Below are 26828 nucleotides of genomic sequence, written 5' to 3'. Positions count from 1 at the left end.
CGAGGAGCGGTCAGGGTGCAGCGCTGGCGTGGCCTGGAGGAGATCCCCGGGGACTGGGGGCGCAGCGTCGTCACCATCGGATCGTTCGACGGTGTGCACCGGGGCCACCAACTGATCATCGGTCGGGCGGTGCAGCGTGCCCGGGAGCTGGGCGCCAAGGCCGTGGTGGTGACCTTCGACCCGCACCCGAGCGAGGTCGTCCGGCCCGGCAGCCACCCGCCGCTGCTGGCCCCGCAGCCGCGCCGGGCCGAGCTGATGGCCGAGCTGGGGGTGGACGCCGTACTGGTGATCCCCTTCACCCGCGAGCTCTCCCAGCAGTCCGCGGAGGAGTTCGTCCAGCAGGTCCTGGTCGAGGCGCTGCGCGCCCGGCTGGTGATCGAGGGCCCGAACTTCCGCTTCGGCCACAAGGCGGCGGGCAATGTCGCGCTGCTCACCGAGCTCGGCAAGGGGGCGGACTTCGAGGTGGAGATCCTCGACCTCAAGGTGTGCGGCGAGGCCGGTGGCGGGGACCCGTTCTCCTCCACCCTGGTGCGGCGGCTGGTGGCCGAGGGCGATGTGGCGGCGGCGGCCGAGGTGCTGGGTAGGCCCCACCGGGTCGAGGGCGAGGTCGTCCGGGGCGCCCAGCGCGGCCGGGAGCTGGGCTTCCCGACGGCGAACGTGGACACCGTGCCGCACAGCGCGGTTCCCGCCGACGGCGTGTACGCGGGGTGGCTGACGGCGGCCGGTGAGCGGATGCCCGCGGCGATCTCGGTCGGGACCAACCCGACCTTCGACGGCACCGCGCGCACCGTCGAGGCCTACGCGATCGACCGCGTCGGCCTGGATCTGTACGGGCTGCACGTGGCGGTGGACTTCCTCGCCTACCTGCGCGGGATGGAGAAGTTCGACTCGATCGACGCGCTGCTCGACCGCATGGCCGATGACGTCAAGCGGGCCCGAGAGCTCACGGGCAGCTGAACCTCGCCGGGGCAGCACCACAGGGGCGCGGGGAACCGCGCTGCCAACCACGCACCTCCGTGCAGGGCCGGCAGCGCGGTTCACCGCGCCCCTTGGTCGTGCAGCTCACTGTTGTTGCGGCGGGTAGCCGTAGCCGGGCTGCTGGGGCTGCTGCCCCGGCTGGGCCCAGCCCTGGGGGAGCGGGGCCTGCCCCTGCTGCGGGGGCTGGCCGGGCTGCGGAGCCCAGGGAGCGCCCTGCTGCGGGTACCCGCCCTGCTGCGGGGGGTACTGCTGGGGGTAGCCGCCCTGCTGCTGCGGGTACCCCGGGTAGCCGCCCTGCTGGGGCTGCTGCTGCTGCCAGCCGCCGCCCGCCGCGTGCTGGGCCCGGGCGATGTCCTCGCCGACCAGCGTGGCCAGCTCGAAGTAGGCGTCCCGGACCTTGGGCCGCATCATCGCGAGGTTGACCTCGGCCCCGGCCGCCAGGCTCTCGTCGAACGGCACCACCACGACGCCGCGGCAGCGGGTCTGGAAGTGCGCGACGATGTCCTCGACCTTGATCATCTTGCTGGTCTCGCGGACCCCGGAGACCACCGTGATCGAGCGCTGCACCAGGTCGGCGTAGCCGTGCGCGGAGAGCCAGTCCAGCGTGGTGGAGGCGCTGGAGGCGCCGTCCACGCTGGGGGTGGAGACGACGATCAGCTGGTCCGCGAGGTCGAGCACCCCGCGCATCGCGCTGTAGAGCAGACCGGTGCCGGAGTCGGTCAGGATGATCGGGTAGTGCTGGCCGAGCACCTGGATGACCTGGCGGTAGTCCGAGTCGTTGAAGGTGGTCGAGACGGCCGGGTCGACGTCGTTGGCCAGGATCTCCAGGCCCGAGTGCAGGTCCTGCGAGGTGAACTGACGCACGTCCATGTAGCTGCGCAGGTGCGGGATGGCCGTCACCAGGTCACGGATGGTCGCGCCGGTCTGGCGCTTGACCCGGCGGCCCAGGGTGCCGGCGTCCGGGTTGGCGTCGATGGCGATGACCTTGTCCTGGCGCTCGGTGGCCAGGGTGGCGCCGAGCGAGGTGGTGGTCGTGGTCTTGCCGACGCCGCCCTTGAGGCTGATCACGGCGATCCGGTAGCAGCTCATCACCGGGGTACGGATGATCTCCAGCTTGCGGGCCCGGTCGGCCTCCGCCGCCTTGCCGCCGAACTTGAACCGGGACTCCTTCTGCTGCTTGGGCTGCCCCTTCAGCAGGCGGTCGGAGGAGAGCTCGACGGCCGCGGTGTAGCCGAGCGCGGCGCCGTGCGACATCGGCTGCTGGCCGCCCTGCTGGAAGGCCACCGGCGCCTGCGGCATCGCCTGCTGCGGGTATCCGCCCTGCTGCGGCGGCGGGTAGCCACCCTGCTGCTGCGGCCAGCCGCCCTGCCGCGGGTCGACCGGCTGGGCCGGCGCCTGGCCGGGCCCCGGCGGCGGGTAGCCGTACCCGGGCGGCGGGGTCTGCTGCGCACCGGGCGGGCCCGGCTGGGCGGGCGGCTGCTGGCCCGGCGCCTGCGTGGGCCACGGGCCGGGCGGCGGGGTCTGCTGGTACGGCTGGGCAGGCTGCTGCTGGCCCGGCTGCCCGGGCGGGCCGGGCTGGGCGGGCGGCGCGACCGGGCCCGCCTGCAGCGGAGCCTGCTGAGCCTCCGGCTGCGGGGCGGCGGGAGGCACCGGCGCGGCGGGCTGCTCGCCCGGGGCCGGCCAGACCGGGGTCCCGGCGGCGGGCGTCACCTGCTGCGGCGTGGCGGGCGGCTGCGGAGCCGACTGCGCGGCCGGAGCCGGCGGGGGCGTCTGCTGGGCCTGCTGGGCCGGCGGAGTGGAGCTCTGGGTGTACCAGGACGGGGGCGAGTAGTCGGGCGTGTCCGACCAGTCGTCGTCGTCCTCCGCCGCGTTGTCGCCGACGTAGACGCCGTCCCGATCGCTGCTCACTTGGGCTCCCTCGTGTTGCGCCGCCGCTCTTCGCGGTGGAGTCGCCACCTAAGACTAGGCCGTGAATCGCGGCCAACTGAAGGCGGTGTCCCACGTACGTGACCGCACCGGTCGCACGCCCCGGGGCGGTCACGGGGCACGCCCGCGCGGCCGGGTGGGCTCGCGCGGGCGTCCGGTACGGACCGGTGGTGACTGGTCAGCCGTCGGGCTGTCAGTCCATCCGTCGGGCCAGGCCCAGCAGCTGGGCCTCCGCCTCGCCGGGGTTGGTCATCACGAACTGGCGCCGCATGCGGGTCGCCCAGAGGGTGATGTTGTCGCCAAGAGTTGGCAGCGCCGCCACTTCCTGGTCGCCGAGCGACAGCACCCGGGCCAGGATCTCGGACTCCTGCGGGGAGACCCGCTGGATGCCCACCAGGTCCGCGGCGTTGAGCACCCGGACCGCGTTCGGCCCGAGGTACGGCAGCAGGGTCAGGGTGGTCTGCCAGGGCGCGGCCGACAGGCGGCTGCGCGGCGGGCGGGCGCCGAGGTCACGGACCACCAGCACCGGGGAGGCGACCGAGGCGCCCTGGGCGCCGAGGCGGCCGACCTGGTGGATCGTCACGCAGGGCTGGCCGCCGCCGGCCGCCTGCGCCATCGGGGCCCAGGCCTGCGGGCGGGCGGTCTCCACCGCGATCCGGGCGCCGGTGGCGGCGGCCCGCAGCGCGATGATCTGCGCCGTCCACATGCCGCCGACCAGCACCAGCTCGTACGGGTTCGGGCGGAACAGGCCGAGCACGGCGGGCTGCTGCTGCGGGTCGACCCCGATCACCACACCGTCGTCGCCGACCGGGAAGGAGAGCGCGGCCAAGTCCTCCGGGGCCAGCACGTGCCGCTCGCGGCGCGGGCCGCGCAGGCCGAATCCGGCCCGGGGGCGGGGGCGCTGCTGGTCGGCGCCCGGCTCGGGCGCGTGGCTGGGGTAGGTCTGATAGGCCATCAGGAAGTCCCTCCCAGGGGCAGCGTGGCGAGCAGGCCGGGGGCCTGCTCGAGGTCGAGACGGGTGAGGCCGACCCCGGCGTGCTGGGCGCGCGACTCGACGAGCCGGCCCACCTGCTCGACCTCGCTCTCGCTGCGGCCGGTGACCCGGACGTGCCCGCTGATCGCGAGGGCCCCGCCGGTGCCCGGCGCGGCCGTCAGGCTGAAGGTGCTGGCCAGCGCGGGGGTACCGGTGACCAGGTTGACCAGGTCGGGTGCGGCGATCCGGCCGGGAGCGCCGCCCGGGCGGCTCAGCTGCGGCCACTTGGAGATCCAGTAGGTGCTGTGCCAGCGGTCGTCGATCCGCCAGAACTTGCGGCTCTCCTGGGTGCGCCGGGTGGTGCCCCCGCCGCCGCCGGTGCCCTGACGGCCGGCCACCGCGATCGGGTTGGCGCAGGTCGAGATGGACAGCGCGGCGATCAGCTCGCGCTCGTCCAGGGCGGTGGTGGTGAATCCCGCACTGCCCAGGCGCCCGGCCAGCTGGTCGGTGACGCGCTGGAGCGCCTTGCGGGCGCCCTCCTCGCCGCCGCCGCGGGCCAGTACGGCGGTGCTGCTCTGCTCGGGGCACAGCCGCAGGGCGACCCAGGTCAGCCGCAGGCCCGGCGTGGCCAGGCCGTCGGGCAGCTGGTGGTAGGCGCGGGCGGCCAGCGACTGCTCGGGCAGGTGCGGCGCGGGCGCCGGCTGGGTGTGCTGCACCAGCTGGACGGACTCCAGGGTGATGTCGTCCACCTTGAGCGCGGAGACCACCACGTCCAGCGGCAGCGGCAGCGCGGTGCGGTTGGGCCGCAGCGGCTGGTCCTTGGCCTGCACCAGCAGGACGGAGGTCAGGAAGGTGCCGTCGCCGACCATGCCGGTCTCGCGGCGCACCGGGCGGCCGCCGAGGTCGGTCTCGGTGGCGTGGGTGCAGGTGCGCAGCGCGGGCTCGACCTCGAGCACGGGGGCGAGCGCCGGGTCGGTGCCGGGCGGCGGCACGTTGCGCGCGGCCTGCTTGCGGCGGGCGTTGAACTCGCCGCGCATCCGCAGCGCCTCGGGCAGGCTCCGCCCGCCCAGGGGCAGCAGCGCCATCACCACGAGCACCACGGCGGGCACGACCATGGCGCCGCCGACCGCGGGGTTGATGTTCCAGCCGCAGGCGACGAGGGCCACCGCGACCTCCAGCAGCACGAGTTGCTGCAGCTGGAGCCGCGAGCCGAGCAGGCCCGGGCGCGGGTGGAGCTTCGGCTGGACCGCGCCGGTCGGCCGGTTCGGGGCGGGCCGGGAGCGCCGTCCGGAGCCCCCTCCATGGCCGCCCCTACGGCCCTGCGCGGTACTGCGTCGCTCTGGAGCGGTCTGGCTTGGCATCCCCCGAGTGACCCTCTCTTGATCGGTTGTCACGGCCCGGTTGGCCGGTCGGCGAACCGTGGCCGTACGGTACTCACCGTCTGCTGCCGCATCGTAGAGGGTTGGCTGCGGTCTTCGCCCGGCGGGTGGCAGACTCATGCAGGGATGAATCGTGCTGACGTACGCACAGGTGCCGAGCCCGGGCACGCGTAGCCGTCACAACAGGGGAGACGACGATCATGGCATCACGCCGGGACGAGCTGAACGCCTACACCTTCGCGCGCAAGCGCATGGTGGGTGCCTTCCTCCAGCCGAGCGGGGGCGGCAACGACGAGGACGCGCCGCGTCCGGTCAAGGCCGTGCTGCCCAGCGTCGTGGTCGCGGCCGTACTGGTGGCCGGGTTCGGCATGCTCGGCGTCATCAGTCCGACGGCGCCGCAGGGTTGGGACGACACCAAGAACATCATCCAGGGCAAGGACTCGACCACCCGGTACGTGGTGCTGATCGACCCGGACACCAAGCAGAAGGTGCTCCACCAGGTCCTGAACATGGCCTCGGCCCGGCTGGTCACCCCGGCCAACGCGAAGATCGTGATCGTGGCCGACAGCGTGCTGGACGCCTACAAGAACCACGGCCCGACCATCGGCATCCCGTACGCGCCGGACAAGCTCCCGACCCCGGACGTGGCCGCGGCGCCGAAGAAGTGGTCGGTCTGCGACCGCGCGGGTGCGGGCAACACCCAGTCGACCGTCAACCAGGCCGTCTTCGTCGCCGCCGACAAGGAGGCGCTGGCGCTGGCCAAGCCGGGCAAGATGCTGGCCCCGGGCGAGTGGCTGTTCGTCGAGAGCCCGGAGATCGCGAACAACCGTCCCGCCTGGTACCTGGTCGACTCGCTGGGGAACAAGCACGCCATCGGCCAGCAGGATACGGACGCGGACTACCGTCTCGGGCTGGCGGGCGCGGTGTTCGGCGCGGCCGAGCCGCAGAAGGTCACCAAGGAGTGGCTGGACACCCTGGGTGACGGCGACCGCATCGACTACCCCGACATCCAGGGCTTCAGCCCGACCACCAAGGTGCCGTCGACCCTGCAGCTCACGCAGCAGGCCGACCGGTTCGTGGGGCGGCTGCTGACGTACCAGAACAGCAGCTTCTACGTGGTCGGCAAGGACGCGCTCTTCGAGGTGACGGCCTTCCAGGCCAACATGATCTCCAAGGGCCCGGTGAGCAAGCTGCTCTACGACAACCACACCGCGACGTTCGGCGAGCTGACCCAGAGTGACTACGAGAAGTACGGCAGCAAGATCGACAAGGGCATGATGCCCAGCGCCGACAAGCTGCCGCGGGAGAAGCCCTCGGGCCACCCGGTCAACGTGGTGGGCGCCGACGGCGGCCGGACGGTGCTGTGCAGCACCTTCGACAGCATGGACGCCGACAGCAAGGTGCACCGCAGCGTCTTCGCCGACACCAAGTACCCGGCCGAGATCGCCTCCGGTTCGTCCAGCGCCCACGTCTCCCCGGGGGCCGGACTGGTCTTCCGCGCCACCGACAACGGCCTGGGCGGCTCGGGCGCCAACTACCTGATCACCGAGACCGGGCTGCGCTACCAGCTGCTGGCCAACACCGCCCCCGCCGGCGACGCCAAGAGCGGCGGCGCCGCCGGGCAGCAGCCGGCACCGCAGCAGGGCGACGGGGCGCAGGCCAGGCTCGGCTACGACAAGATCCAGCCGGTGGCGGTGCCCAACAGCTGGGCCTCGCTGGTCCCGGCCGGTCCGGTACTGGACGTGAACGCAGCGACCAAGCCGCAGACGTACTGACGACGGGTCAGGGTCGAAGCCGGGCCGGTGTCATGGTCTGGTAACTACCTTGCTCCCGGTGTTGGGAGACTTGCGGTCGGCGGCTACAGTGCTGGATGGCGCCACACCGTGGTGTCGGACGGACGGACCGTGCCAGGACCGTCCGTCAGGAAGTCTGTCTCATGGGGGACGGTGGATCATGGCTGGTCAGTTCAGGACGACCGCTGAGGAAATGACTGCGTTTGCGAACCGTATCGGTGACGTGAACGCTCAGATCCACGGCGAGATTCAGAGGCTCAACACCCTCGTCGACGAGATCAAGGCGGGCTGGAAGGGCCAGGCCGCGACCGCCTACGGCCAGCTGCAGACGCGTTTCAACGCGGACGCGGACGCGCTGAACAAGGTGCTCGACGAGATCAAGCAGGCCATCGAGGCCACCACGAAGCTCTACGCCGCCACCGAGCAGGACCAGCAGTCCTCGATGTCGCACGCGGGCGGGATCTGAGCCTGGTGACCGGCGGGGTTCGCCCCGCCGCCCGGTGCTCGTGACAGGCCACCGTACGTAGCTTCATCCTCGACAAGGAGACAGACGCCATGGGCGACAGCAGCATTCTCGTTAATTTTTCGACCATCCAGAACGCCGCCGGTGAGGTCCGTCAGACCGCCTCGCGCATCCAGCAGCAGCTGGACGACCTCAAGGCCGGCGTGACCCGCATCGCCTCCAGCTGGGAGGGCAAGGCGCAGGAGGGCTACCAGGCCCGTCAGCGCGAGTGGGACGCCAAGGCCGCCGACCTGCAGCAGGCCCTGAGCCAGATCGCGACCTCGCTGGACAACGCGGCGCAGAGCTACCAGGACACCGAGAGCAAGAACGCCAACATCTGGCACTGAGTGCTCGGCACTTCACAAGGGGCGGGCGTCCGGGCGGGCGCCCGCCCCTGGTGCGTGGCTCGCGCCGCGCGCCTCGTAACGGGGAACGCAGGAGGGGTTGAGCAGTGCCGTCGTTGGGTGGTTTCCGCAGGTCGGGTGCGGCGTTGGTGGCGCTGGGGGTGATCGGCGGCCTGTCGGCCGGGCCCGCGTACGCGGACGACCCGAAGGGCACCGCGCGCTGGTCCCCGATGGTCGTGTCGGCCTCGGCGGAGTGCGCCGTGCCGTCCAAGGACGTCGAGGGCGTGCCGTGGTCGCTGCAGCGCGTGCTGCTGAACCAGCTCTGGCTGCCGGACAGCACGCTGCCCAAGGAGAAGCAGAAGCCGATCGACGGAGACGGGATCCTCGTCGCGGTGATCGACACCGGGGTGGACAACAAGAACCCGCAGCTGGCGGACAAGGTGGTCGACGGCGGTGCCTTCATCAAGAAGGACGGCCAGGAGGACACCGGGCCCGCCACCGCCGACCAGGTCGGGCACGGCACCAAGGTCGCGGGCATCATCGCGGCCGGGAAGTCCGACAAGACCGGCTTCATCGGCCTGGCCCCCAAGGCGCAGATCCTGGCCATCCGGCAGAACGACGCCCAGGGCTCGGGCGATGTGCCGCACCTGATCGACGCCATCAACAGGGCGATCCAGATGAAGGCCAAGGTCATCAACATCTCGCAGGACGTCCGCGGGACGGGCGCCGACGGTGATTTCGACCACAAGCCCGAGTTGGAGAAGGTGCTGAAGGACGCCGAGAAGGCCCGCATCGTGGTGGTGGCCTCCTCCGGCAACGACGGTCTGGAGGGGAACACCTACCCGGCCGCGTTCCCCACCGTGCTCGCCGTCGGCGCCTCGGACCGCAACAACGAGCGGGCCTCCTTCTCCCAGTACGGCACCTTCGTGGACGTGGTCGCACCGGGCGTCGACATGCTCTCCACGGCCCGCAGCTACGGCCAGTGTGTGGACAACGGCACCAGCTTCTCCGCGCCGTACGTGGCCGGGGTCGCGGCGCTGCTGAAGCAGAAGTACCCGGACTGGACGCCCGCGCAGATCCGGGCCCGGATCGAGCAGACGGCCGAGCGCAGCGGCCGGGACCGCAACGACTACACCGGCTGGGGCGTGGTCGACCCGGTCAAGGCCGTACAGAGCAACGCGGAGCCGGAGGACGAACCGAAACCCGAGGCTGCCGTGCAGCTCGACTCGGCCCGGATCGTGGCCCAGCCGCTCGGCCTGGCCGAGACCCAGCAGGACCGGGACTCCCGCACGGCGCTGTACGTCCTCGGCGGCGGCCTGCTGACCGTGGCCGGCCTCGGCGGCGCCTCGGTGGTCATGCGGGATCGCCGGAAGGCGCGCGGCGAGGGCAGCTGAGCCTGCCCCTGCGGACATGACAGTGCGGCCCCACCGGATCGGTGGGGCCGCACTGCCATGTCCGGACGGGTCAGATCTGCTCGTCCTCGGGGAGGGTGATCACCCAGCGGGTCTCCTGGCGGGGGCGCAGGTAGAACAGCCAGTAGAGGCTGGCGGCGGCGGTGATGCCGCCGGTCCACAGCAGGGCGGTGACGTCCAGCTGGGTCAGCACGTAGCCGAGGGCGATGATCAGCAGGATCGGCAGCGCCGGCCAGAGCGGCTGGCGCCAGGCCGGGGCGCCCTTGTGGTGGGCCCGGCGGGAGAACAGCGCGGCCACGGCGACCAGCAGGTAGAGGGCGGCGACGGCGACACCGGTGATGTTGCTCAGGAGGTTGCTGCCGTTGTCGTTGGGCACGAAGCAGAGCGCGGCGCCGGGGATGCCGACGGCGAGGGTGGCGATCCAGGGGGCGTTGAAGCGGTTCAGGGTGCCGAAGGCCTTGTTGACCGGCTCGGGCCAGGCCTTGTCGCGGCCGGAGGCGAAGAGCACCCGGGAGTTCTGGATGACCATCACGATGCCGGCGTTGATGATGGCCAGCGCGATGCAGAGGCTGATGAAGGTGCCGAGCGCGGAGTCGCTCCAGCCGGCCACCATGCTCGAGATGTCGCCGCCGGTCAGGGAGGCGAGGTCGGGGGCGCCCAGGGTGATCGCGATGACCGGGACGATGATGACGACGGCGGAGAGTGCCAGCGTCCAGAGCACGGTGCGGGCTACGTTCCGGCGCGGGTTCTCCAGCTCCTCGGAGAGGTAGACCGCGGTGGAGAAGCCCTGGGTCACGAAGAGCGCGGTGCCCATCGCGGCGAGGATCGCCCCCAGGCCGACCGGGCTGGTGGCGCCGCTGGTGCCGGCCACCGCACCGTGGATCAGGCTGCCGACGCCGCGCTGGCTGTGGGCGAAGCCGAGGACGGAGACCACACCGGCCGCGATGACCTCCAGGACGAGGAAGATGCCGGTGATCCAGGCGTTGGCCCGCAGGTCGAGCAGGCCGGCGACGGTGGCCGCCAGCATCACGCCGGCGCCCGCGAATCTCGGGTCGACATGGACGATCGGAGCCAGGTAGGCGGCGGTGCCCAGGGCGATCACCGAGGGCACGATCATGACGACGATCAGGGACTGGATGAACACCAGCCACCCGGCGAACCGCCCGGCCAGGGTGCCGACCATCGCGTACTCACCACCGGCGCTGGGCACCAGGGTGCCGAGCTCGGAGTAGCAGAACGCCACCGCGATGCAGAGCACGGCGCCGATGGCGATGCTCATGGCGGTCGCGGTGCCCAGGGCGTTGAACAGATCCGGGACGATCACGAAGAGGGAGGACGCCGGGGTCACGCAGGAGAGCGTGAGCAGCGTGCCGCCGACGACGCCGAGCGAGCGGCCCAGCTTGCGGGGGGCCTCGGTGGTGCCCGCGGCGGTCGTGGCGTCCACGACGGTGAGCGGGGGAAGCGTGTCGGTCATGAGTGTTCCGATCGACTCTGTTCGGTCCTGGGGGAGGGAGCGGTATCGCCTCCGCAGCGTCTTCCTGGGTCATTGGTCCTGTCGCTCCCGAGCCGCCATGGAACCTTGCGGAAATCGCCGAGTCAACGCGCGTACTGCTTCGGAATTCGTTGCGGTGGGCCGTATCGGCATGCAGGCGGTCGCCCCTTGCATCGGCCGATGGCATATGAATCGAAGGTGAACAAAACAGTATCGGCTGGGATTCGAAGGTCACGTTCGATCGAGGCACTGGCTCGCCCGAGAAGTGCCGACGACCCGCCGGAGGGGGGATTGACAACGAGAACCGCAGCGGGATGCCCGAAATACGTCGATAACATTTCGGCACCCGGACACGGAAAGGCCCGGGTCCCAACGGACCCGGGCCTTCCCGTCACACGGTGTTACGGCGTCGGCAGCCAGCCGGTCTGGACCATCTGGCCCGCCGCGATCTTGCGCGAGACGAACACGGCACGCCCCGGCGGCAGCGGCTGCGGCTTGACGGTGCCGAGCAGCGCGCCCTCGCCCTTGTCGCCGGAGAGCAGCAGACCCTGGCCGCCGAGCTCGCGCATGCGCTGCATGACGGGCTCGAAGAGCGAGCGTCCGGCACCACCGGCGCTGCGGGCGATGATCACGCGCAGGCCGATGTCACGGGCGAACGGCAGGAACTCGGCCAGCGGCTGCAGCGGGTTGCCCGAGGCCGTCGCGACCAGCTCGTAGTCGTCGACGATCACGAACATGTCCTTGCCGGTGTACCAGCTGCGGTCACGCAGCTGCTGCGGCGTGACGTCCGGGCCGGGCAGGCGGCGGGAGCAGGCGCCACGCAGCATGTCCACGATCGAGGTCATGGCGGGCGCCGCCGCCGCGTACTCGACCAGGTACTCCGGCGGCACCACGCCGAGCAGCGAGCGCCGGAAGTCACCGATCACGATGCCGGCCTGCTCGGGCGTGTAGCGCTCGGTGATCTGCTTGATCAGCATGCGCAGCACGGCCGACTTACCCGACTCGCTCTCACCGAAGACGATGAACAGTGGGTCGGACTCGAAGTTGAGGTACGTCGGCGCGAGCTCGACCTCGTCGACACCGAAGGCGACACCCAGCTCGGGGTGCTCGAAGCCCTTGGGCAGCGAGTTGCCGTCGAGCACGGCGGGCAGCATGCGGACCTGCGGGGCGCGCGGGCCCTGCCAGGCGGCGTCCACCTGGGCCACCAGGTCGGCCACGCCGTCGGCCAGGTCCTCGATCTCCGAGGAGCCGTCGAGCCGGGGCAGACCGGACAGGAAGTGCAGCTTGGCGGCGGTCAGACCGCGGCCGGGCTGCCCCGCCGGGACGTTCTGCGCGACCTTGCGGTCGATCTCGGACTCCATCGCGTCACCGAGCCGCAGCTCGGTGCGGTTGAGCAGCAGGTCCTTGAGCGCCGGGCGCACCTCGGCGTACCGGGCGGCGGTGAGGATCACGTGCACGCCGTAGCCGAGACCGCGCTGGGCGATGTCGGCGACGACCGGCTCGAGCAGCTCGAACTCCTGCTTGAAGGTGAGCCAGCCGTCGATGATCAGGAAGACGTCGCCGAACTGCTCGTCCGGCAGCTGGCCGGCCGCCCGACGGGTGCGGTAGGTGGCGATGGTGTCGATCCCGGCCGTGCGGAAGAGCTCCTCACGGCGGTTCAGCACCCCCTGCACCTCACTGATGGTGCGGCGCACCTTGTCCACGTCCAGACGCCCGGCCACCCCGCCGACGTGCGGCAGGCCCTGCAGCGCCTGGAAGCCACCGCCACCGAAGTCGAGCAGGTAGAACTGCGTCTCGGCCGGGGTGTGGGTGACGGAGAAGCCCGCCACCATGGTGCGGATCATCGTCGACTTGCCCGAGCGGGGGCCACCGATGATCAGACCGTGACCGGCCGAGCCGGAGTAGTCCTGGTACAGCACGTCGCGGCGCTGGTCACGCGGCTTGTCGACGATGCCGACCGGCACCACGAGCCGGCCGAGCGCACCGAACTCGGGCGAGGTGAGCCCGCGCTCGGCGGTGACCTGCAGCGGCGGCACCAGCTGGTCGATGCTGGGAGCGGCGTCCAGCGGCGGCAGCCAGACCTGGTGGGCCGGCGGGCCCTGGCCGATCATGCGGCTGACGAAGGTGTCGAGCATGGTGTCGAGCAGCGAGTCGTCGATCTCCTCGACCTCCTCGAACACCTCCTCGACCACCGGCTCCACGACCTCGACCTCGGCGGCCGTGAACAGCACCGGCTGGGCGGTGATCGCCCGGCCGCCGCTGGAGAGCGCCTGGTGGCCCGGCGGGCGGTAGGCCCCCGAGACGTACGCGGCGCGGAAGCGCTCCATCACGTCGGAGCCGAACTTCAGGTACCCGACACCGGGGATCGGCGGCAGGTGGTAGGCGTCCGGCACACCGATCGCGGCCCGCGACTCGGCCGCGGAGAAGGTGCGCAGACCCAGGCGGTAGGAGAGGAAGGTGTCCAGACCGCGGAGCTTGCCCTCCTCCAGACGCTGGGAGGCGAGCAGCATGTGCATACCGAGGGAACGGCCGATCCGGCCGATCTGGATGAACAGGTCGATGAAGTCCGGCTTCGCGGTGAGCAGCTCGGAGAACTCATCGATGATCATCAGCAGCGAGGGCAGCGGGTCCAGGGCCGCACCGGCGGCGCGGGCCCGCTCGTACTCGTTGATGTTGGCGTAGTTGCCGGCCGAGCGGAGCAGCTCCTGACGGCGGTTCATCTCGCCCTCGATGGAGTCCCGCATGCGGTCGATGAGGGTGGCTTCGCCCTCGAGGTTGGTGATCACGGCCGCGGTGTGCGGCATCTCCGCCATACCGGCGAAGGTCGCACCACCCTTGAAGTCGGCGAGCACCAGGTTGAGCACCTCGGAGGAGTGCGTCACGGCGAGCGCCAGCACGATGGTGCGCAGCACCTCGGACTTGCCGGAGCCGGTGGCGCCGACGCACATGCCGTGCGGGCCCATGCCCTGGAGCGAGGCCTCCTTGATGTCCAGCCAGACGTACTCGCCGTTCTGGCCGACGCCCAGCGGCACCTTGAGCTTCTCGGAGACCGGCTTGGGCCGCCAGTGCCGGGCCGGGTCGAAGGCGCCCGGGTCACCGGTGTTCATCATCTCGGTGAAGTCCATCGAGACCAGCGACGGGTCGCCGTCGTCCCCGCCGGCCGAGGACCGGAACGGCGCGAGCTGGCGGGCCAGCGCCTCGGACTGCCAGGAGGAGAGCGTGTCGGGCTTGCCCGAGTAGGAGGCGCCCGAGGCGGACTCCAGCAGCAGCTCGTCCGGGGTGACGGTGACGATCAGGTGGCCGCTCGGCTCGTCCAGGTCACCCGGGACGACCTCGATCACGGTGACGCCCTCGACGCCCTCGGCGCCGGCCAGGATCGAGTCGGCGGGCACGGCGGCGCCGTCCATCACCACGATCACGTGCGGCTGGTCGCCCGAGGGCGCGGCATCCCGGGAGAAGCCCTTGCGGCCCGCGAGCTCGTTGGCCAGCAGGTCCTCCAGCTCGCCCAGACCGGTGGCGATCAGGCGGCGCGAACCGGCGCCGTCGTTCTCCTTGCGGTGCTGGGCGTGCGGCAGCCACTTCGCCCACTCCCACTCGTCCACCGCGCCGGGCGCGGCGGCCACCGCGACCATCAGGTCGTCGGGGGAGTGCAGGGTGGTCAGCTGGGCGATCATCGCGCGGACGTTGCCGTAGACGGTGTCCGGGTCGCCGCAGACGGTGATGTGGTAGAAGGCGCGCAGCGAGACCGCCAGCGGCAGGTCCTGCAGGGTGCCGTGCGAGGTGAGGAAGTTCTTCATCGCCTCGGCGGCCAGCGGCTCCAGCTCGTCCATCGGAGCCGTCTGCGGCGCCACCAGCGGGGTGGACAGCTGCTGCGGCCCGCGGCCCAGCCGGATCTGCGCGAAGTCCGGATCGGTGGGCCGCCGCTCCCAGAGCCGGCGCCCCTCGGCCACGATCGACCACAGCTGGTCGGGCTCGGGGTGCAGGAAGAGCTGCGCACCGCGCTGCCGCTCCGCCGTCCGGCGGACCTGACGGCGCATCTGCTGCAGGTACTTCAGGTAGTCCCGGCGCTCGTCCGAGGTGCCCGCGTTGCCGCCCTTACGGGCCTTGACGATCTGTGCGATCGCCATGCCCGCGGTCGAGGCGACCATCAGGACGCCCATCATCTTCATCGGCCCCTGCGCACCGGGGGAGAAGAAGAACGCCGCGGAGCCACCCATGCCGAGCAGGGGCAGCAGCGACATCATCCAGTCTTCGGCGCCCGACCGGGGCAGCTCGGGTGGCGGCACCAGCTCCACCGGCTCGTCCGGCACAGCGGGCGGATAGGCCCGCGCCGGACGCTTGACAGTAACAACGCTCACTACGGCATCAGCCCTCACGCAACTGGGATACGTACGGGTGAGGACGCCCCGTGTGATGACGCCGCCCCCGCTCCGCCGATCGCAGGCGACGCGGGGCTCTCGCGCTTGAACCGCCCCCGTACGCCTTGCGCAGGCGCCGATCCTACTGGTCGGATCGCGGAGGAACAGCTCCGGGGCCCCGTAAAGACGACCGGCCGCACCGAGCGGTAGGGTAACGCCGCGCCAACTGTTGGTCGGCCCGTGTCAGTTCCGGACCGATCGGGCGAAAGCTGACGAACAGGCACAGTCAACAAGGGGGAGCGCCGGTGAGCGCAAACGCAACGACCGGATTCTGCCGGGTCACCGTCGTGGCACCGGACAGCCGGATCGACGTCGCACTGCCGGAGGACGTGCCGCTCGCGGACGTCTACCCCGAGGTGCTGCGGCTGTCCGGCCAGACCCAGGTGGACGGGGCGCCGACCGGCTTCCACCTCGTCCGCCGCGACGGCACCGTGCTCGACAGCGGTCTGCCGCTGGCCGCCCAACAGGTTCGCGACGGTGACCTGCTGAGCCTGCGTCCGTTCGCCGAGTCGCTGCCGCCGGCGGTCTACGACGACGTGGCCGACGCGATCGCCAGCGCGGTCGAGGCCGACCGCCGGTTCTGGAACACCGACCTGATGCGCGGCTTCGGCCTGATCGGCGCCGGGGTGCTGCTCGCACTGCTCGGCTTCGCGCTCTGGTACTCCGACCTGCGCCACGACATGCACAGCCTGCCGGGCATCCTGGCCGGCGTCACGGCCGTCACGCTGCTCGCGTTCGCCGCCGTCCGCGCCCGGGTCTACGGCGACCACGACGCCGGGCTCGCGCTCGGCCTCGGCGCCCTGCCGCACACCCTGATCGCCGGCACCGGCATCCTGCCGGTCGCCCACCTCGGCGACGGCCCGGGCCGCCTGCAGCTGCTGGTCGGCTGCGTGGCCGTGCTGGTGGTCTCGATCCTGCTGGTCGGGCTGCTCCCGGAGAAGGACTCGGCCTTCGTCTCCTCCTCCTTCCTGGCCGCCGCCGGCACCCTGGCCACCTTCGCCGCGGTGCTGCTGCCGGACACCCCCGCCACCCAGATCGCCGCCGTGACCGGGGTCGCCGCCGTTTCGGTGATCGGCTTCCTGCCGGCCCTCTCGGCCCGCTTCGCCCGCCTGCCCGTCGGCTTCAGCGCTCCCGGCCAGGCCCGCACCCGCGGCTCCGCCTACACCGAGGAGACCGGCCGCGCCGAGGCCGTGCAGTACGAGCGGATCGCCCACCAGGCCCGCCGCGGCCACGAGGTGCTGGTCGGCCTGGTCGGCGGCTGCGCCGCCACCATCGTCGGCGCCTGCGTGGTGCTCGGCTTCAGCGACAAGATGTTCGCCGAGCTGCTCGCGCTGAGCCTCGGGGTGGCGACCATGCTGCGCGCCCGCCTGTTCCGCTACACCGCGCAGGTCTTCAGCCTGGTCATCGCCGGTCTGCTGGGCCTGGCCCTGCTGATCGTGGGCCTGTCGCTGCACACCCCGCTGTTCATCATCAAGGCGGCCGGCGGCACCTCGGCCGACATGCGCACCATCTGGCTCGCGCTGTCGATCGCGCTGGGCGCGGCCGTGCTGACCGCGATCGCGCTGATCGTCCCCCGGCTGGGCGTCTCGCCGTTCTGGGGCCGCATCCTGGACATGGTGGACGGCCTGATGCTGATCTCGCTGGTGCCGCTGGCGCTGGCCGTGCTCGACGTCTACGGTCTGATCCGCGGCGCGACCGGCTGAGCCCGGCTGGTACCCTTGCCCCTTGTAGCGCGTGCCGTCCGTCGGCGGCGCTCACCGAGTTCAGTCAGATCCTGTGCAGTAGACCAGGGTCACTCGGACCAGCTTGAAGGAGTTGCTGTGGCCCTCGACGCCGCTGTCAAGAAGCAGATCTTCGCCGAGTTCGGCACCAAGGAGGGCGACACCGGCTCCCCCGAGGTCCAGGTCGCGATGCTGTCCCGCCGGATCTCGGACCTGACCGAGCACCTCAAGTTCCACAAGCACGACCACCACTCGCGTCGTGGTCTGCTGATCCTGGTCGGCCAGCGCCGCCGCCTGCTGCAGTACCTGGCCAAGAAGGACATCGAGCGCTTCCGTACGCTCGTCGACCGCCTCGGCATCCGTCGCGGTGCCGCCGGCGGCGCCCGCTAAGACCGCCGCGCTGGGGCGGCTCCCCTCTCCGGGGGAGCCGCCCCTCGCTGCATCCCCGGGAGTCCGGATGGCGGACGACCCGGGAGGCGCACTCCACACGCGTGGTAATGCCGCGCTCGATAGGGTGTGAATTTGTAAGGTGAGGGGCATGCCCGCTCTTGGCATCGTGTGACACGACGCCGCAAGAGGTGAGGCAGCACGACATCACCCCAGCGGGCCGAAGGCTTCAAACGGAAGCCGCCCGCATCCCAGGGAGCGTCCACACGCGACCGCCGCGCCGAGAGGCGCCGGTCCTCGGTAGTGGCCGCCGGGAGTCCCCACAGCGGACGGCCCGGAGGCTTCGATCGAAGACCGGCCCAGTGCCCGGGCCGCAGGCGGGCAAGCGCAGGGGCGCTCCTCGGGAGACGTACGAAAGAGGAGATCTTCCAGGTGGAAGAGAACGTGTTCTACGCCGAGGCCGTCATCGACAACGGCAGCTTCGGCACCCGTACCATCCGCTTCGAGACCGGCCGCCTGGCCCGTCAGGCCGCCGGCTCCGCCGTGGCCTACCTGGACGACGACACCATGGTGCTGTCGGCCACCAGCGCCTCCAAGCAGCCGAAGGAGCACTTCGACTTCTTCCCGCTGACGGTGGACGTCGAGGAGCGCATGTACGCCGCGGGCCGCATCCCCGGCTCGTTCTTCCGTCGTGAGGGCCGGCCCTCCGAGGACGCGATCCTCACCTGCCGCCTGATCGACCGCCCGCTGCGCCCGTCCTTCGTCAAGGGCCTGCGCAACGAGATCCAGGTCGTCGTGACCGTCATGGCGCTCAACCCGGACCACCTGTACGACGTGGTGGCCATCAACGCCGCCTCGGCCTCCACCCAGCTCGCGGGCCTGCCGTTCTCCGGCCCGATCGGTGGCGTCCGCGTCGCGCTGATCAAGGGCCAGTGGGTGGCCTTCCCGACCCACTCCGAGCTCGAGGACGCCGTCTTCGACATGGTCGTGGCCGGCCGCACGCTGCCGGACGGCGACGTCGCGATCATGATGGTCGAGGCCGAGGCCACCGACAAGACCATCAAGCTGGTCGAGGGCGGCGCCGAGGCGCCGACCGAGGACGTCGTCGCCGCCGGTCTCGAGGCCGCGAAGCCGTTCATCAAGGTGCTGTGCGCCGCGCAGAGCAAGCTGGCCGCCCAGGCCGCCAAGCCCACCGGCGAGTTCCCGGTCTTCCTGGACTACCAGGACGACGTGCTGGCCGCCCTGACCACCGCCGTCAAGGGCGAGCTGGCCAAGGCGCTGACCATCGCGGGCAAGCAGGAGCGCCAGAACGAGCTGGACCGCGTCAAGGCGATCGCCGCCGAGAAGCTCCTGCCGGAGTTCGAGGGCCGCGAGAAGGAGATCAGCGCCGCCTACAACGCGCTGACCAAGAAGATCGTCCGCGAGCGCGTCATCAAGGACAAGGTCCGCATCGACGGCCGCGGTGTCACCGACATCCGCACCCTGGCCGCCGAGGTCGAGGCCATCCCGCGCGTGCACGGCTCCGCGCTGTTCGAGCGTGGCGAGACCCAGATCCTGGGCGTCACCACCCTCAACATGCTCCGCATGGAGCAGCAGCTCGACACGCTCTCCCCGGAGACGCGCCGTCGCTACATGCACAACTACAACTTCCCGCCGTACTCGGTCGGCGAGACGGGCCGCGTCGGTTCGCCGAAGCGCCGCGAGATCGGCCACGGCGCCCTGGCCGAGCGCGCCATCCTCCCGGTCCTGCCGACCCGCGAGGAGTTCCCCTACGCGATCCGCCAGGTCTCCGAGGCGCTGGGCTCCAACGGGTCCACCTCGATGGGCTCGGTCTGCGCCTCCACCATGTCGCTGCTGAACGCCGGTGTGCCGCTGAAGGCCGCCGTCGCCGGTATCGCCATGGGCCTCATCTCCCAGGAGATCGACGGCGAGACGCACTACGTCGCGCTGACCGACATCCTCGGCGCCGAGGACGCGTACGGCGACATGGACTTCAAGGTCGCCGGTACCCGCAACTTCATCACCGCCCTCCAGCTCGACACCAAGCTGAACGGCATCCCGGCCTCCGTGCTGGCCGCGGCCCTCAAGCAGGCCCGCGACGCCCGCCTGCACATCCTGGACGTGATGAACGAGGCGATCGACGCGCCCGACGAGATGTCGCCGAACGCGCCGCGCATCATCACCATCAAGATCCCGGTGGACAAGATCGGTGAGGTCATCGGCCCCAAGGGCAAGATGATCAACCAGATCCAGGAGGACACCGGCGCGGACATCACCATCGAGGACGACGGCACCATCTACATCGGTGCGGTCGACGGTCCCTCGGCGGAGGCTGCCCGTACGACGATCAACCAGATCGCCAACCCGACCATGCCGGAGGTCGGCGAGCGCTACCTGGGCACCGTGGTGAAGACCACGACGTTCGGCGCGTTCGTCTCGCTCATGCCGGGCAAGGACGGCCTGCTGCACATCTCGCAGATCCGCAAGCTCGCCGGTGGCAAGCGCGTGGAGAACGTCGAGGACGTGCTCGCCGTCGGCGCCAAGGTGCAGGTCGAGATCGCCGAGATCGACCCGCGCGGCAAGCTCTCGCTGATCCCGGTCGTCGAGGGCGAGGAGGGCGGCGAGGCCGCCTCCGAGTGAGTCTCTGACCACTCGCTGTTTTAACGACAGCGCGGCCCGTACGCCCCTCGCGGCGTACGGGCCGCACCCTGTTGTCCCAAGCTTTTCGAGAGGAACACTCGTGGCTCAGGCCTCGGCAGCACAGCAGCGCCCCGGCACCACCCGGACGCTGCTCAAGGGCGTCGACGGCGCCGGCACGGTCCGCCGGACCGTGCTCCCCGGCGGCCTGCGGGTCGTCACCGAGACGCTGCCGACGGTCCGCTCGGCGACCTTCGGCATCTGGGTCGGCGTCGGCTCGCGCGACGAGACGCCCGTCCTGAACGGCGCCACGCACTACCTGGAGCACCTGCTCTTCAAGGGCACCGAGCGGCGCAGCGCGCTGGACATCTCGGCCGCCCTGGACGCCGTCGGCGGTGAAATGAACGCCTTCACCGCCAAGGAGAACACCTGCTACTACGCGCGGGTGCTCGACACCGACCTGCCGCTGGCCATCGACGTGGTCTGCGACATGCTCACCGGCTCGCTGATCCGCCCCGAGGACGTCGAGGCCGAGCGCGGCGTCATCCTCGAGGAGATGGCGATGGCCGAGGACGACCCGGGCGACGTGGTGCACGACCTGTTCGCCCAGGTGATCTACGGCACCTCCCCGCTCGGCCGCCCGATCCTGGGCACCCAGGAGACGGTCACCAACCTCACCCGGGACCAGATCGCCGGCTTCTACAAGCGCCGCTACAAGCCCGAGCACCTGGTGGTCGCCGCCGCCGGCAACCTCGACCACGCCAAGGTGGTCCGCCAGGTCGAGAAGGCCTTCGCCGCCGTGCTCGCCAAGTCCGAGGGCCACCCCGCCGAGGTCCGCCGCGGCGTCAAGGCGCTGCGCACCGCCGGCAAGGTCGAGGTGCTGAACCGCCCGACCGAGCAGGCCCACCTGGTGCTCGGCGTGCCCGGCGTGCCCCGGCACGACGAGCGCCGCTGGGCGATGGGCGTGCTCAACGCCGCACTCGGCGGCGGCATGAGCTCGCGCCTGTTCCAGGAAGTCCGGGAGAAGCGCGGCCTGGCCTACTCGGTCTACTCGTACTCCTCCTCCTACGCCGACAGCGGCCTGTTCGGCATCTATGCCGGCTGCCAGCCCAAGCGGGTCGAGGAAGTCCTGCGGATCTGCCGCGAGGAGCTCGCCAAGGTCGTCGCCGAGGGCATCACCGAGGAGGAGCTGCGCCGGGCGATCGGCCAGATCTCCGGCTCCACCGTGCTCGGCATGGAGGACACCGGCTCGCTGATGAACCGCATCGGCAAGGCCGAGCTCGCCTACGGCCACCACCTGTCGGTGGACCACATGCTGGAGAAGATCGCCTCCGTCACCCTGGAGGACGTGCACGCGGTGGCCCGGGACGTGCTGGGCGCCCACCGCCCCTCGCTGGCCCTGATCGGCCCGATCACCGACAAGCGGGCCGCCAAGCTCGCCGACCTGCTCGCCTGAGAGGACTTCCTATGAGCCTGCGTGTCGCCGTCATCGGCGCGAACGGCCGGATCGGCTCCGAGGCGGTGCTGGCCGTCGGTGCCGCCGCCGACCTCGACCTGGTCGCCACCCTCGGCCGGGCCGACAAGCTGGAGACCCTCACCGAGGCCGGCACCCAGGTCGCCGTCGAGCTGACCCACCCCGACTCGGTGATGGCCAACCTCGAGTACTGCGTGGCCAACGGCATCCACGTGGTCACCGGCACCACCGGCTGGACCGAGGAGCGCCTGGCCACCCTGCAGGGCTGGCTGGCCGCCGCGCCGTCCGTCGGTGTGCTGATCGCGCCGAACTTCTCCATCGGCGCGGTGCTCGCGATGAAGTTCGCCCAGACCGCCGCGAAGTACTTCGAGACCGTCGAGGTCGTCGAGCTGCACCACAACAACAAGGCCGACGCCCCCTCCGGCACCGCCGCCCGCACCGCCCAGCTGATCGCGGCCGCCCGCGCCGAGGCCGGCCTGCCCCGGCAGAGCGACCCGACCACCCACGGGCTGCCCGGCGCCCGCGGCGCCGACGTGGACGGCGTGCCGGTGCACTCGGTCCGGCTGCGCGGCCTGCTGGCCCACCAGGAGGTGCTGCTCGGCGACACCGGCGAGACCCTCACCCTGCGGCACGACTCGCTGCACCACAGCTGCTTCATGCCCGGCATCCTGCTCGGCGCCCGCAAGGTGGTCACCACCCCCGGCCTGACCTTCGGCCTCGAACACTTCCTGGACCTGTGATGACTTCGCGGACCGGCTTCTTCATCCTCTCTGGCGTCCTGCTGATCGTCTCCCTCGTCTGCATAGGCGAAGGGATCCAGCTGATCGCCACCGGCAAGCCGCTGGGCATCGGCATCGGCCTGTGCGCCTTCGTCATCCCGGCCATCGGCATCTGGTTCCTGCGCCAGACCGTCCGCTTCGGCAAGGCCAGCGAACAGCTCGCCCGCGAGCTCGAGGCCGAGGGCGGCCTCCCGGTGGACGAGCTCAAGCGCACCAGCGGCGGCCGGATCGACCGTGCCAGCGCCGACGCCGTCTTCGCCCGCCGCCAGGCCGAGGCCGAGGCCACCCCGGGCGACTGGCGGGTCTGGTTCCGCCTCGCCGTCGCCTACGCGGACGCCGGCGACGTGCCGCGCGCCCGCAAGACCATGCAGCACGCGATCCGGCTGCACGCCACGGGCTCCACGCTCGGCGTGTAGCCCGGCCGTTACCCTTGGCATGTAGTACGGCCGTCGACAATGAGGATCAGCGCGTGAACGACGCAGTTGTGCAGGACCCCGAGTTCCGGAGCGACGTGACGGTGGACCTGGTCCGCAGCGCCGCCCAGGACTCCGACGTGATCTGGGCCGCCCGGGTCTCCACCGCGGGCGAGCAATCCCTGGAGGCACTCCAGCAGGACCCGGAGAAGTCCAAGGGCCTGATCAACTTCCTGATGCGGGACCGCCACGGCACCCCCTTCGAGCACAACTCGATGACCTTCTTCATCAGCGCGCCGATCTTCGTCTTCCGCGAGTTCCACCGGCACCGCAGCGGCTGGTCCTACAACGAGGAGTCCGGCCGCTACCGCGAGCTGCAGCCGGTCTTCTACGTCCCCGGCGCCGACCGCAAGCTCGTCCAGCAGGGCCGCCCCGGCCGGTACGAGTTCGTCGACGGCACCGACAAGCAGCAGGCCGTGGTCGCCGAGCAGATGCAGAAGGCCTACGCCGAGGCGTACAAGGCGTACCAGGAGATGCTCGCCGAGGGCGTCGCCCGCGAGGTCGCCCGCGCCGTCCTCCCGGTCGGCCTGTTCTCCTCGATGTACGCCACCTGCAACGCCCGCTCGCTCATGCACTTCCTCTCGCTGCGCACCAAGGCCGAGAACGCCAAGGTGCCGTCCTTCCCGCAGCGGGAGATCGAGATGGTCGCCGAGGCGATGGAGGAGCAGTGGGCCAAGCTCATGCCCCTCACCCATGCGGCCTTCAACGAGCACGGTCGCGTCGCGCCCTGACCTGGGTCGATTGGCATATGGGCGGCTCTTCTGGCATGTCTGGATTGCAGCTCGCCTGACCGCTCCCTAACCTCAGGACAAGGATTCCGGTGCTGCCTGAACCCCCGAGCACGCAGCACCGGAATCCCATGTCCGGCTCCCGACCGGCCCTCTGACCGGCGCCTCCGGCTGTCCGAACCCTGGACCGGCTTAGGTACCGACCAGCCGCATACGAGTAGTTTTGGACGCATGGCTCCGACCTCCACCCCCCAGACTCCCTTCGGCCGGGTCCTCACCGCGATGGTGACCCCCTTCACCGCCGACGGCGGACTCGACCTCGACGGCGCGCAGCGCCTCGCCACCCACCTGGTCGACTCCGGCAACGACGGACTCGTCCTCAACGGCACCACCGGTGAGTCCCCGACCACCAGCGACGCCGAGAAGGCCCAGCTCGTCCGTGCCGTGGTGGAGGCGGTAGGGGACAGGGCGCACATCGTCGCCGGCTGCGGCACCAACAGCACCCACCACAGCGTGGAGCTCGCCAAGCAGGCCGAGGCCGCCGGGGCCCACGGCCTCCTGGTGGTCACCCCGTACTACAACAAGCCCCCGCAGGAGGGGCTGCGGCAGCACTTCACCGCCGTCGCGGACGCCACCGCGCTGCCCGTGATGCTCTACGACATCCCCGGCCGCAGCGGTGTCGCGATCAGCCACGAGACGCTGGTGCGCCTCGCCGAGCACCCGCGGATCGTCGCCAACAAGGACGCCAAGGGCGACCTGGGCGCCGCCTCCTGGGCGATCGCCCGCACCGGCCTGGCCTGGTACTCCGGCGACGACATCCTGAACCTGCCGCTGCTCGCCGTGGGCGCGGTCGGCATGGTCAGCGTGGTCGGCCACGTGGCCGCCACCCAGCTGCGCGCGATGGTCGACGCCTACCTGGCGGGCGAGATCGCCACCGCCACCGCGATCCACCAGAGCCTGCTCCCGGTGTTCTCCGGCATGTTCCGCACCCAGGGCGTCATCCTCAGCAAGGCCGCCCTCGGCCTGCAGGGACACCCCGCCGGGCCGCTGCGCCTTCCCCTGATCTCCGCCAACCCGGAAGAGATCGCCCGATTGAAGGAGGATCTCGCCGCAGGCGGGGTACACCTCTGACACAGACGTGCGCGCCCCCCGGCTCGCCGGCCCTCCCGAGGGCTGCCGCTGGACCGGACCGACAGGCGCGAAGACCTGGTAAGTAGGCAATCAACGAAAGCACGCACGCCCCACGGGTACAGGGGAGGCCCCTCTGTCCGTGTGGCGTGCGTGGTGAGGAGAGTTCTTTGAGCCACCCGCACCCCGAACTCGGCACGCCCCCCGCACTCAAGGAGGGCGCCATCCGGATCACCCCGCTCGGCGGCCTGGGGGAGATCGGCCGCAATATGACGGTCTTCGAGTACGCCGGCCGGCTGCTCATCGTCGACTGCGGCGTCCTCTTCCCCGAGGCCGAGCAGCCGGGCGTGGACCTGATCCTGCCGGACTTCTCGTCCATCCGGGACCGCCTCGACAAGATCGACGGCATCGTCCTGACCCACGGCCACGAGGACCACATCGGCGCCGTCCCGTTCCTGCTCCGCGAGAACCCGGACATCCCGCTGATCGGCTCCAAGCTGACCCTGGCGCTGATCGAGGCCAAGCTCGCCGAGCACCGCATCCGGCCGTACGTGCTGGAGGTCAAGGAGGGCGAGCGCGAGCGCATCGGCCCCTTCGACTGCGAGTTCATCGCCGTCAACCACTCCATCCCGGACGCGCTGGCCGTCGCCATCCGGACCCCGGCCGGCATGGTCGTCGCCACCGGTGACTTCAAGATGGACCAGCTCCCGCTGGACAACCGTCTGACCGACCTCCCCGCCTTCGCGAAGCTCGCGGAGGAGGGCATGGACCTCCTGCTGGTGGACTCCACCAACGCCGAGGTCCCCGGCTTCATCCCGCACGAGCGCGACATCTCCGCCGCCCTGCGCAACGTGTTCGCCAACGCGGAGCGCCGGATCATCGTCGCCTCCTTCGCGAGCCACGTGCACCGCATCCAGCAGGTGCTGGACGCCGCGCACGAGTACGGCCGCAAGGTCGCCTTCGTCGGCCGCTCGATGGTCCGCAACATGGGCATCGCCCGTGACCTCGGCTACCTGAAGGTGCCGGGCAACCTGATCGTCGACGTGAAGACCCTGGACGACCTCCCGGAGAAGGACGTCGTCCTGGTCTGCACCGGCTCGCAGGGCGAGCCGATGGCCGCCCTCTCCCGGATGGCCAACCGCGATCACCAGATCCGGATCGTCGAGGGTGACACCGTCATCATGGCCTCGTCCCTCATCCCGGGGAACGAGACCGCGATCTACCGGGTCATCAACGGCCTGACCCGCTGGGGCGCCAACGTCGTGCACAAGGGCAACGCCAAGGTGCACGTCTCCGGCCACGCCTCGGCCGGCGAGCTGCTGTACTTCTTCAACATCTGCAAGCCGAAGAACCTGATGCCGGTGCACGGCGAATGGCGCCACCTGCGCGCCTGCGCCGATCTCGGCATCAAGACCGGCGTCCCGAAGAACCGCACGGTCATCGCCGAGGACGGCGTGGTGGTCGACCTCGAGAAGGGCGTCGCCAAGATCGTCGGCAAGGTCCAGGCCGGGTACGTCTACGTGGACGGCGCCTCCGTCGGCGACGTCACCGAGGCCTCCCTCAAGGACCGCCGCATCCTCGGCGAGGAGGGCTTCATCTCCGTCTTCGTCGTGGTCGACTCCAGCAGCGGCAAGATGGTCAGCGGCCCGACCATCCAGGCCCGCGGCTCCGGTATCGAGGACGGTGCCTTCACCCCGGTGGTCGCCAAGCTCGAGGAGGCCCTCGCGCGCTCCGCGAGCGACGGCGTTCTGGAGGTCCGCCAGGTCCAGCAGCTGGTGCGCCGCACCATCGGCAAGTGGGTCGCGGACAACTACCGCCGTCGCCCGATGATCCTGCCGGTCGTCGTAGAGGTCTGATCCACCCGGTTTGACGTGGGGTGGCCCGGTGCGTAGTGTTCTCCGGGTTGCCCCACGGCCGGTGGGTCTCGCTCCGAAATTCGATTGACTCGAATCGGAGAGCGGGAAAACGGCCGAAGAACTCTGGTAGAGTTCGGGAGCGCCGAAAGGCGGAAAGCAAACCAGAAAGAGCCCGGCGGAAATCGCGCGGAAAACATCTGGTAGGCTGGAAATACGAAAGAACGAAGCCCGGAGGGCCTCGCCGGAAGGCGGCTCGAAGGAAGCGTCCGTTCCTTGAGAACTCAACAGCGTGCCAAAAGTCAACGCCAGATATGTTGACATCCCCGGCCTGGGTCGCTTGATCCGGGTTGGAGATTCCTTTAGTAACAAAACACAGCGAGGACGCAGTGCGCGGGATCACCCTATTCCGGTGGTTGCCGTGCCGCTCA

Annotated in this window: 18 protein-coding genes and 1 pseudogene; 14 read left to right on the top strand and 5 right to left on the bottom strand. The window is 70.9% G+C overall.

All coding sequences use genetic code 11. The features are described 5' to 3' along the window. The first annotated feature begins 15 nt into the window (after window positions 1–15). A complete protein-coding gene (locus ABT095_RS28815; protein WP_350532463.1) occupies window positions 16–957 on the top strand; it encodes a bifunctional riboflavin kinase/FAD synthetase in 942 nt (313 codons plus the stop codon). Between the two features lie 105 nt (window positions 958–1062). On the opposite strand, the pseudogene ABT095_RS28810 reads toward ABT095_RS28815, so the two are convergent. The 3 genes and pseudogenes from ABT095_RS28810 to eccE form a co-directional block, all read right to left on the bottom strand. Next, window positions 1063–2709, bottom strand: a pseudogene (locus ABT095_RS28810) (MinD/ParA family ATP-binding protein); the annotation flags it as partial. A 388-nt stretch (window positions 2710–3097) separates the two neighbouring features. Then, entirely contained in the window at window positions 3098–3859 is a 762-nt protein-coding gene (locus ABT095_RS28805; RefSeq protein WP_350532462.1) for a hypothetical protein, read from the bottom strand. After that, window positions 3859–5043 carry a type VII secretion protein EccE gene (eccE, locus tag ABT095_RS28800; protein ID WP_502885040.1) on the bottom strand — a complete coding sequence of 395 codons (1185 nt, stop codon included), beginning with the start codon at window positions 5041–5043 and terminating at the stop codon, window positions 3859–3861. Before eccE ends, ABT095_RS28805 begins: the two co-directional genes overlap by 1 nt. Window positions 5044–5456: 413 nt before the next feature. Between eccE and ABT095_RS28795 the strand changes: the two genes are divergently transcribed. From ABT095_RS28795 to mycP, 4 genes are all read left to right on the top strand, one after another. Continuing rightward, window positions 5457–7031, top strand: a complete 1575-nt coding sequence (locus ABT095_RS28795; RefSeq protein WP_350532460.1) for a type VII secretion protein EccB — start codon at window positions 5457–5459, stop codon at window positions 7029–7031. 178 nt (window positions 7032–7209) lie between these two features. Beyond that, window positions 7210–7515: a WXG100 family type VII secretion target gene (locus ABT095_RS28790; RefSeq protein WP_350532459.1), complete on the top strand. Its 306-nt coding sequence runs from the start codon at window positions 7210–7212 to the stop codon at window positions 7513–7515. An 89-nt stretch (window positions 7516–7604) separates the two neighbouring features. Then, window positions 7605–7898 (top strand): WXG100 family type VII secretion target, encoded by a 294-nt coding sequence (locus ABT095_RS28785; protein WP_350532458.1) that lies wholly within the window; start codon window positions 7605–7607, stop codon window positions 7896–7898. Between the two features lie 104 nt (window positions 7899–8002). Beyond that, window positions 8003–9289, top strand: a complete 1287-nt coding sequence (gene mycP, locus ABT095_RS28780) for a type VII secretion-associated serine protease mycosin (protein ID WP_350532457.1) — start codon at window positions 8003–8005, stop codon at window positions 9287–9289. 70 nt (window positions 9290–9359) lie between these two features. On the opposite strand, the gene ABT095_RS28775 is transcribed toward mycP, so the two are convergent. Together ABT095_RS28775 and eccCa are read right to left on the bottom strand one after the other, a co-directional pair. Then, window positions 9360–10781, bottom strand: a complete 1422-nt coding sequence (locus tag ABT095_RS28775) for an APC family permease (protein WP_350532456.1) — start codon at window positions 10779–10781, stop codon at window positions 9360–9362. 419 nt (window positions 10782–11200) lie between these two features. After that, entirely contained in the window at window positions 11201–15157 is a 3957-nt protein-coding gene (gene eccCa, locus ABT095_RS28770) for a type VII secretion protein EccCa (protein WP_350532455.1), read from the bottom strand. 305 nt (window positions 15158–15462) lie between these two features. On the opposite strand from eccCa, the gene eccD reads away from it, so the two are divergent. From eccD to ABT095_RS28725, 9 genes are all read left to right on the top strand, one after another. Continuing rightward, the gene (eccD, locus tag ABT095_RS28765) at window positions 15463–16920 is read left to right on the top strand and encodes a type VII secretion integral membrane protein EccD (RefSeq protein ID WP_350532454.1); all 1458 of its coding nucleotides are present in this window, start codon (window positions 15463–15465) and stop codon (window positions 16918–16920) included. Between the two features lie 117 nt (window positions 16921–17037). Further along, the gene (gene rpsO / locus ABT095_RS28760) at window positions 17038–17328 is read left to right on the top strand and encodes a 30S ribosomal protein S15 (protein WP_104816145.1); all 291 of its coding nucleotides are present in this window, start codon (window positions 17038–17040) and stop codon (window positions 17326–17328) included. A gap of 429 nt (window positions 17329–17757) precedes the next feature. Further along, entirely contained in the window at window positions 17758–19965 is a 2208-nt protein-coding gene (locus ABT095_RS28755) for a polyribonucleotide nucleotidyltransferase (protein WP_350532453.1), read from the top strand. A 100-nt stretch (window positions 19966–20065) separates the two neighbouring features. Beyond that, window positions 20066–21418, top strand: a complete 1353-nt coding sequence (locus tag ABT095_RS28750) for a M16 family metallopeptidase (RefSeq protein WP_350532452.1) — start codon at window positions 20066–20068, stop codon at window positions 21416–21418. Window positions 21419–21429: 11 nt separating this feature from the next. Further along, complete coding sequence (gene dapB, locus ABT095_RS28745) at window positions 21430–22176, top strand: 4-hydroxy-tetrahydrodipicolinate reductase (protein ID WP_350532451.1); 747 nt, start codon at window positions 21430–21432, stop codon at window positions 22174–22176. Next, on the top strand, window positions 22176–22631 hold the full coding sequence (locus ABT095_RS28740) for a tetratricopeptide repeat protein (RefSeq protein ID WP_350532450.1): 456 nt from the start codon (window positions 22176–22178) through the stop codon (window positions 22629–22631). The genes dapB and ABT095_RS28740 overlap by 1 nt, the downstream gene beginning before the upstream one ends. A 53-nt stretch (window positions 22632–22684) precedes the next feature. After that, window positions 22685–23419: an FAD-dependent thymidylate synthase gene (thyX, locus tag ABT095_RS28735; RefSeq protein WP_350532449.1), complete on the top strand. Its 735-nt coding sequence runs from the start codon at window positions 22685–22687 to the stop codon at window positions 23417–23419. 228 nt (window positions 23420–23647) lie between these two features. Continuing rightward, on the top strand, window positions 23648–24547 hold the full coding sequence (gene dapA / locus ABT095_RS28730; RefSeq protein WP_350532448.1) for a 4-hydroxy-tetrahydrodipicolinate synthase: 900 nt from the start codon (window positions 23648–23650) through the stop codon (window positions 24545–24547). Between the two features lie 167 nt (window positions 24548–24714). Beyond that, on the top strand, window positions 24715–26400 hold the full coding sequence (locus ABT095_RS28725; RefSeq protein ID WP_350532447.1) for a ribonuclease J: 1686 nt from the start codon (window positions 24715–24717) through the stop codon (window positions 26398–26400). The last annotated feature ends 428 nt before the right edge of the window (window positions 26401–26828 follow it).

Origin of the sequence: Kitasatospora sp. NPDC002227, assembly GCF_040296285.1 — a bacterium.
Classification (GTDB): domain Bacteria; phylum Actinomycetota; class Actinomycetes; order Streptomycetales; family Streptomycetaceae; genus Kitasatospora.
Note: the sequence above shows the minus strand (reverse complement) of the source record. Positions and strands in the feature narration are given on the sequence as shown.